7 protein-coding genes and 1 pseudogene are annotated in these 6,550 nt (G+C 58.1%); 4 read left to right on the forward strand and 4 right to left on the reverse strand.

Going from position 1 to position 6,550, the window contains the following annotated elements; all coding sequences use genetic code 11:
* The 3 genes and pseudogenes from WM40_RS25405 to WM40_RS31840 form a co-directional block, all read left to right on the forward strand.
* The coding region (locus WM40_RS25405) for a putative type VI secretion system effector (protein ID WP_046154400.1) at positions 1–451 on the forward strand (451 nt) is incomplete at its 5' end.
* 13 nt (positions 452–464) lie between these two features.
* A complete protein-coding gene (locus WM40_RS25410) occupies positions 465–716 on the forward strand; it encodes a PAAR domain-containing protein (protein WP_046154401.1) in 252 nt (83 codons plus the stop codon).
* A 61-nt stretch (positions 717–777) separates the two neighbouring features.
* Positions 778–958, forward strand: a pseudogene (locus WM40_RS31840) (hypothetical protein); the annotation flags it as partial.
* A gap of 7 nt (positions 959–965) precedes the next feature.
* On the opposite strand, the gene WM40_RS25415 reads toward WM40_RS31840, so the two are convergent.
* From WM40_RS25415 to WM40_RS25425, 3 genes are all read right to left on the reverse strand, one after another.
* Positions 966–2,231, reverse strand: coding sequence for an ATP-binding domain-containing protein (locus WM40_RS25415; RefSeq protein ID WP_046154402.1), 1,266 nt, complete (start codon positions 2,229–2,231; stop codon positions 966–968).
* Positions 2,228–4,048, reverse strand: a complete 1,821-nt coding sequence (locus tag WM40_RS25420; protein WP_201779183.1) for an ATP-dependent nuclease — start codon at positions 4,046–4,048, stop codon at positions 2,228–2,230. The genes WM40_RS25415 and WM40_RS25420 overlap by 4 nt, the downstream gene beginning before the upstream one ends.
* Before the next feature lie 266 nt (positions 4,049–4,314).
* Positions 4,315–5,001 (reverse strand): hypothetical protein, encoded by a 687-nt coding sequence (locus WM40_RS25425; RefSeq protein ID WP_046154404.1) that lies wholly within the window; start codon positions 4,999–5,001, stop codon positions 4,315–4,317.
* Positions 5,002–5,157: 156 nt separating this feature from the next.
* Between WM40_RS25425 and WM40_RS25430 the strand changes: the two genes are divergently transcribed.
* Entirely contained in the window at positions 5,158–6,336 is a 1,179-nt protein-coding gene (locus WM40_RS25430; protein ID WP_052738538.1) for a DNA-methyltransferase, read from the forward strand.
* 19 nt (positions 6,337–6,355) lie between these two features.
* Here WM40_RS25430 and WM40_RS30485 read toward each other — a convergent pair.
* The coding region (locus WM40_RS30485) for a hypothetical protein (protein WP_157686004.1) at positions 6,356–6,550 on the reverse strand (195 nt) is incomplete at its 5' end.

Consider the following 6,550-nt stretch of genomic DNA (forward strand, 5'->3'; position numbering starts at 1 on the left):
GGTCGTGGCCGAGCCCGATGGCGACGGCTGGCTAGGCTACGGCATCCGTCGAATCAGCGATCGGATTATTGCCCTGCACCCGCATTGCAGCCGGGGGCGCTATGCCCACTATCGGGCGTCGTTTTGGTGGTTTCTCAAGCTCGTTGGATGCCTCTTACTCGCGCTTTATCTACTATTTGCCGCGATCTCATACTTCTCTGGGGATTCGTTACAGGAATTTGGAGCGCTTGCTCTAGAAGTGATACCGGGTGCGCTTATTTCCGCAGCCATATTTGGCGTAATCGCCTACAGGATTTCGAGGAAATATCTAGGATTCGTGCGCCTTGCAGAAGGTATTTTCAGCGTTTTTGGCTGGGCGAGTGTCAAACATATCGACCTACCAGCAATCACCAAAAAGACCAAACTGCCTAATGATCCAGGCGCGCTTGGTGTGCTGTATTTTCGCTATTGAACGGCCGATCTCCATGATGAATCTGGTTCGCCTCGGCGACGACACCGACCACGGCGGGAAAGTCATTACCGCTTCGACCAAAATGCGCTTCGACGGGATATTTGTGGCCCGTAAGGGTGACGAAGTGTCGTGCCCACGGCATCCCGACGTAAAGCCCAATGTCATCGTCGAGGGCGACACCTCGATGACCGATGACGGGGTGCCGATCGCACGGCATGGAGACAAGGCAACGTGCGGATGCCACCTGATTTCGAGTTTGTGCTAAGCCATTTTGCTATGCGGCCACGCCACAAGAGGTCTTTGATCGAACCCGGGGACAGCCATAACCGATCCGAGAGCGGGAGCGCCGGATGGCGCGGACTCAGGGATCTGCGACGAGCCCAGCGTTTCCTCTCGAACTTCGGCCCGATTCGACAGCATTTTGCTCTGAAACGACACCTGATTTGTGCAGCCGAACATCGTCGCGAGCTTGGAACCCCAAGCGATTACCGCCCGTCGCACAACTAGGCAGCCATCATGCGAAAGGGGCTCCCTTCAACAGGTCCTCGCTCTGCAAAACCACCGCACACCACCGCCGCGCCCGAGTGATGGCGTTGTACAGCAAGCGCCGCTTGTGCTCGTCATCGCCTCCAACTTGGTAAGGCCAGAGCACCACCACGCCGTCGAACTCTCGATTCTTCGCTTGCTGTACGGTCATTGCGGAGAACGTTGCGTGGTCTGCCGCGTATCGCTGGCGACGAAGCTGGACCTGCCGGGCGATGGCCTTCTCGACCTCCTGGCGCCCAAAAGACGTGGTAGCGCCGGTTCGCGCTTGGCGCCTTACCCAGGAAATCACTTCTCGAACTGCGCCGCTGTGGGGAAGGCGTTGCAAGGCAGTCACCGCTTCCACGGCCGTAACATTATTAGCCAACTCAAGCATCTCAATAAGTTTAGCGACCTCGTCCGAATCACTTTGCTCCCATCTGATCGTGTAAGGGCCGTTCTGTTGTTTGCCGCAAGGGCCTTGCCCCACCTGGGCCACCACCTTCTGTGCGAAGCCGCCTTTCAGCGACGGGGTGATAACCGCGGCATTTCCACCCTTGCGCCATGCGAGCGCGTTCGCGAGATAGGTGCCAGCCATTGGGCTGCCTTTAGCAGCAAGCACCTTGAACCCTTGGCCATTCTGAGCCACGCCCCCACCCCGAATCGTCGCTGCCGCGGTCAGCAGTGCCTGCACATCGGTGCGTCGAATCTCGGTTAGAACAACGGGCTTGCACGCTGCACGCAGCCACGTGACGCACGGGTTGGGCCGCAATTCTTGGCTCAAACATTGAAATTCGTCGGCAGCGACCAGGAGGGAAACCGACTCCGCAAGGGCTGATACCATCCGAAGACGCTCCGGTTTTAGGTCTTGGGACTCATCCACCAAGACAACCGGAAAGCTAATCGCAACCCACGCCCTCACCTCAGGGCACTCCAAAAGAGCGCCGGCCCAGTCGCACTGTTCATCGTACTGATCGGCTTGCAACGGAGGCATTCCAAGTGCCCGGGCCAAGCCTCGCCAGCGTCGCAGGAGACGCTGCGCAAAACTGTCGACGGTTACACACTCAACACGCCCCCTCACCGCTTCAATCCCTCGAAGCTTCTCGTTGAGGCGGCGCCGAGCTCCATGCATGAAGGTCAACGCCAAGACCCGCTGGCCCTCAAGGAGGGGCGATTCCTCGATAGTCTGGGACACCAACTCCATCAGCCTCACGGTCTTACCGCATCCGGCGGCCCCTTCCACGGCAATCAAGGTCATGGTTGGAAGGTTCTTATGGACGGCGCACCGGGTGCCGCGACAAAGCGCGGAGAATCGCCTCCCAGAGAGACGTCGTTGATCGCGTTTAGTAACTCGCGGGCGCGGTTGCAGCACCGCTCTGTGGTGCCGATTACGTCAGCAACAACCTCGTATGCAATCTGGTCCTGCTTTAGCCCCCCTTTGGCGCGAACGTCCGACTTTAGCTTCGCGACCAGAGCTGGAACTGATTGGGGAGCCGGAGCCATTACGCGGGCTAACGCCGTGATCGCGGCGGCAGCATCACCAGCAAGGACCCAGCCCACCACATCCTCTATCGTCCAGTCATCCGGCCACCGCATGATTATCGTTGGCCCCTGCGCGGCCGCCGCCATGGCCTGCGCATAAGCACGTCCGGCTGCATCGCCATCAACCAATGCGGTAATGCGAGGATGCAGTCGAACGAGCGCGCCGACAGTCGCTTCTACGGCAGCATCGTGAGTGGGAACCAAGCCGATGTAAGCGCCGAATTTACTCTCCTGTCCCTCGTCCCATCCCTGTCTGAGATCGACTGCCCGCACAAGAAGCTTGAACCATTCATAGTCGATTCGCCCTTCCGGAACCAGGACCGCATCGTGCATCAGCGCAGCAATTGTGTCCGCTCTGTTGAGCTGGAAGAGCTTGCGTACGCCGTTGGAAGCCTCCGGAGGCAACGTCTCTGGAAGTAAGGGTACCGAAGACAAGACGCCGTCGTCGTTACGCAATACGAGGACAGACAACGGGTCCGACATCGCTGCGATCATGGGCGAGTGAGTCGAGACAAAGGTCTGGCTGGATAGTGCCTGTATCCGATGAACCAGCCGTCGTTGCAGCGGCGGTGGCACGTGCAATTCAGGTTCCTCGAGAGCCATCCAGAACCCTTCCTGCGCCTGCGCTCGTTGCCGCCCAAATTGAAGCAAGAGAAGCAGGTGCTGAAGCGAGATCAATCCACTGCCATGGCGCCTCGCAGGTAAAGCGAGAGGAGCTCCTGCATGAAGGTAGTGTGGTACGACGGTCTCCAACAATCCGTCGCTATCGGTGGCCGTCACCCTGAGCTGTAGGGTTGGTTTGCTGCGAAAAAAACCAGCGAGTTCCGTGTTAAGTTGCGTGGTAATTGGCTCGAGATTTTCGTCGGCTTCCAACGGCTGGTCTGGAGCGCGTAGTCGATCACGCTCTTTCAAGACCGACGTGGCCGGTTGACCACCCGCAGAGGCGACGACGCGCCGAAACAGTTCTGATCCGAACGACACGATACGATCCCACGACCTACTCGCCGGCACCAAAAAGAACCCGATATCTCGAATGAGTCGGCCAGGCACCGCAACAGGAGCTTCGTCCGCGAACACATCGCCGACGACGTCATCGTCATGGAAATAGCGGGCCGTTTCAACCTCGAGCTCGGGTTGGTCGAACCGTGCGCAAAATCCGATTTGGCAGGCCAAGGACCAATTGGGATCATCTTTCGTCGCGGAAGCGGCACAGCGGTCGGGATTCCACCACTTCGGAACGCCGCGATCGTCCCGAAACCAGTCGACGTGTTCCGCAGGATCATCTCCATCGAATCCCACGATCGTGGCAATGAGTTGGATACGGTCCGCAGGTTGCGGGTTGCTACCGAAGAAATCATGTTCGGTCAGGCTTCGCACCATGCGATCTCGACCGAACAAGAGGGCCAACGCTTCGATGATTGTGGTTTTGCCGCAGTTGTTCGCGCCAACCAAGACGGTATGCCGCCCAAGGCGGACGTGTGCTTCTCGGATCCCGCGGAAGTTCTTAATTTTTAGATCAACGACGCGCAGCATTTTCGCTCCCCCGTGTCGCGAAATTTGGATTATATCGGTATAGCCCGGTACAAACGGACCAGTCAGCGCTTTACCTGTCGCTAGACGGCCAGCACTTTCTCGGGCTGCATAGGCAGACCGTCAGACCGGAAATAACCCCGGTCGACGTTTCCGGGCAGAGCCAGCGACAAAACACTGATATTTCTTCATGAGGCATCGGGAAGACGAACCTTGCTCGATTTTTTGAGAAAACTAGCATAGCGCTTAACCGAATGCCATTGTTGGGCTTACACCCCCAATTTGAGCTGCACGCCGCAAAACGCGCACCGATGAAGATACGCGCGGAGCACCCGTCGGCTGAAATCTTTCGCTCGATATTTTTGCCTGATCGTCTTGATGAGCAAACGTCGTGGCCCGTTCCGAACACTCTGAATATCCTCATCGGACAAATCATCAAGGTGATCCAACAGCGCAATGTCTCGATGCGCCCAACCCGTTTGGTGAAAAAGGTCCTTGCAGGACACATACTCCATGAAGAGGAATGGCGCAAACGCCACGACCACTTCATTCTCTTTCTCCTGCGTGGAGAATGCACCCTTTTGCGCAGCCAACAACGTCTGCTCTTTTACCTGCGCCGACGGCGAAACCGAGTCTTGTTGGACATGGGCCTCGACATCCCAAGCGGCGAACACGCCCAATTCGTCCCAACAACCGAGGAGTAACGTCCTCTCGCCCTTTCGCTGCTCCAACTGGCCGCTCGTTGACTGGATTCGGTATTCATCCCACGCCCGGTTTCCGCCTCCGTGAGTGCAGTTCCAAATGTAGACGCGCAGGTCTAAGACCAACCCCGAGTCAGACTCTCTGGCCCGGATCAGAAAGGGATGCCGACGCTCGATGACAACTGGAAGCCAACCACTCTCTCTGATCGAATCCAGCACCCTGCCCAGCAAGTCAGTCTTTGCAAGTCGCGACATTGTTCCCCCGGTTGCGATTCTTTGCGTCAGATGATAGCGAAACCTTGTGAGATCTGGGGCTGCGAGAAATTCCTGGCGCCGATCCAGGTTAGCGTAATACAATAACCTGCCAGTTAGATGCATGCGCAAAACCAGCGCGCCACGTAGAGGATAAGAATGGTCCGTCCGCATGTCTCCGAACCCCGAGACAATATCGCGAGCCTCCGGCTCACCCTGAACGAACGGCAAGAGATGGAGGCAATATCCAATGTGTTGGGGTTCAAGTCGCTGAGCGACTACATTCGCCATCTGCACAACATCGCCGCGAAGCAGGACAAGAAACCGGAGCGAATCAACGGCGAGAGCTATGGCCCCTTCTCTGTCGCCCACGAAACAAAGCTCGGCAAGATATACAACGGCAACTCGCTCGAATACTTGCATCATCGCGCGAAGCCCAATTCCGTCAACCTGATCATGACCTCGCCACCCTTCGGCTTGGTTCGCAAGAAGTCATATGGCAATGAGGACGCGGCGGCGTATTGCGACTGGTTCCGTCCGTTCGCGGAGGGGTTCAACCGCGTGCTGCGCGACGACGGAAGTTTGGTGATCGACATCGGCGGCGCCTGGAAGCCAGGCACGCCGACCCGGTCGCTCTACCACTTCAAGCTGTTGATCATGCTTTGCGAAGAGTTTGGCTTTCACCTCGCCCAGGAGCATTACTGGTGGAATCCAGCCAAGCTGCCCTCGCCCGCGGAGTGGGTCAACATTCGACGGGTGCGCGTCAAAGACGCCGTCAATTGCGTGTGGTGGCTCTCGAAAACACCGTATCCGAAGGCGAACAACAAACGAGTCCTCGCTCCGTATTCCGACTCGATGAAGGACCTTTTGAAGAACGGATACAAGGCGAAACTGCGACCGTCCGGGCATGCCATCTCGGAAAAATTTTCGAAAGACAACGGCGGATCAGTGCCGCCCAATTTGCTCGCCATTGCGAACACGGAGAGCAACGGGCAATACCAAGACTACTGCCGCGCGAACGAGATCGACATTCACCCGGCTCGCTTCCCTGCGCTGCTGCCGGAGTATTTCATCAGGATGCTGACCGATCCGGGCGACCTGGTGGTCGACCCATTCGCCGGGTCATGTGTGACCGGCATGGTGGCTGAAAATCTGCGCCGAAAATGGGCCTGCGTCGAGCTGTCGAGCGAATACATTCGCGGCGGCATGGCGCGTTTCCAAACCGGCGCCGAAACCGCGCGCTCGCGCCCCGCCAATTACTCGATCAGCACCCCCTGCTCGCAGCCGGCGGACGAAGCGGAAGTGCCGTTGGTCGCGAACGGCGGGGCGACAAGATAAGAGCCAACACGCGCTGGCGCTAGGCAGGATTGGCGGCAAGTCTGCGATGCAGCCTTGCCGCCCACGCGATCAAGGCCCCGCTCGCCAATCCTGAAAAATCAGTCAGGCCAATCGGCTTCGCGCCGTCCGTTGATTCCTCAAAGCCCGACAATCCCGAACACACCACCGCGCAGTCGCGCAACATCGTTCGCGCTTGCTCGACGCTTTCGGGGCG

The sequence above is a fragment of the Robbsia andropogonis genome (assembly GCF_000970345.1).
Taxonomy (GTDB): domain Bacteria; phylum Pseudomonadota; class Gammaproteobacteria; order Burkholderiales; family Burkholderiaceae; genus Robbsia; species Robbsia andropogonis.